Origin of the sequence: Microcystis sp. LE19-41.2A (assembly GCF_027530405.1) — a bacterium.
Classification (GTDB): domain Bacteria; phylum Cyanobacteriota; class Cyanobacteriia; order Cyanobacteriales; family Microcystaceae; genus Microcystis; species Microcystis aeruginosa.
On record NZ_JAPZQJ010000273.1, the window covers coordinates 1 to 1,490 of the forward strand.

The following is a 1,490-nucleotide window of genomic DNA, read 5'->3' on the forward strand; positions in this document are numbered from 1 at the left end:
TTATAACTTATCCTAATCATTGACCGAGAAAAAGTGCTGTTTTTCCATTTCAGACATAAAAAAGCCCAAAAAACCTGCCTCAACAGGTTAGAAAGATTCATGACTAAAAAAGTAATAGCAATCGCTGAAAAGGAAGTATGAGGAAGTTTAGCCATCACTTTACCTAAGCTAAATCTTCTTTTCCCCTGTCCAAATTTGCCCTCTATACAATTCCGAATCCTCTCATCATCAGCAGCTTGTTTCTTTTGTTCTTTACTAACATTTTTGGCTGGTCTTCCTAATGGGGAACCACTGATTCTGATTCCCCTTTCTTTACACCAAGCTCGGTTTTCTCTGGTTCGATAAATTTTGTCCACATGAACTGATTCTGGATAGTATCCTGTATAGTCATAATAAGCTTCTATTTGTGCTTTTAAATCTCCCGATTCATTAAAGTTATCCCAACTAATCCGGTCTAAAAATATGTAACCATCTATACAGCTTGCTGAGAATTTAGCCCCAAATTCTCCTGGTTTTCCAGCTTTTCCTCTGACTATCGGACGGATATGGGGTTGAGTTAAGCTGACAATTCTGTCTTCAATACTCTGTTTGTTATTTTGGTACATCCAGAGTTGTTGGCGAGCAACTTCTGTGACTACTAATAACAGTTTATAGTCTCTTTTTTTCAAGCTTTGTAGAGAGGCTCCTTCTGCTAAAAGTTGTTCAATATGGTCGAGATTTCTTTTCAGATATTGCAGTTGTCTTTTCAGAGCTTTTCGTCTTTGTTTGACGGTAGGTTTTCTTTTTTTTGCTACTTCTCAATAACTTTTTCTGGCTAGGAGACGATAGGTTCTCGGTTTTTGAACAAGTTTTCCTTTTAAAGTTTCCTAGAGAATATCAATAATTTTTTCGGTTTGTTTTCTTCCTTGATTTAACAGGTTTAAATCCGTAGGATAACTAATATCTGCGGGCGCACAACTGGCATCTAAAATTAATTTACCTCGATTTTCTGGTTGACTTTGGGTTTCGCTCTCTAACTTTTTTTCGGTGTTTTCTTCTTCTTTTATTTCTCTCGAATTTTTGACCATAAAGCGATTCACTTTATTAATTAGTTCCCGAGGGATTCTTTCTCGAAAGTGAACCAACATTGACGCTTCAAACCGGGGTTCATTGCTGTAGGATGAAAACCCCAAGAAGTATTGTAAATAAGGATTTTCTTTGATTTGTTCTACCGTTTCTCTATCGCTTGTTCCTCATTTTTCTTTAATAATTAATGCTCCGAGTGCTGTCCTGAATGTTTTGGCGGGTGTGCCCATTTCTTCTGAAAAAAGTGATGCGTATTCCGCTTCAAATTCTGACCAGGGAATGAGGTTGGCCATAATTACCCAACGATTATCTTGGGATAATTTCCCCTCAAAGGGCAGCTCGAAGTTTTCTGGTGGGGTTGAGGGTAACTCGCTTTTACGGTACATTAGCACTAATTAGAGAAGATGCAAGGGTGATGCAAGGGT

Annotated in this window: 1 pseudogene; it reads right to left on the minus strand. The window is 37.9% G+C overall.

Annotated elements, in window-relative coordinates:
* Positions 1-1,451 (minus strand): annotated as a pseudogene (locus O9290_RS11720) (IS5 family transposase); the annotation flags it as partial.
* Positions 1,452-1,490: the final 39 nt, after the last annotated feature.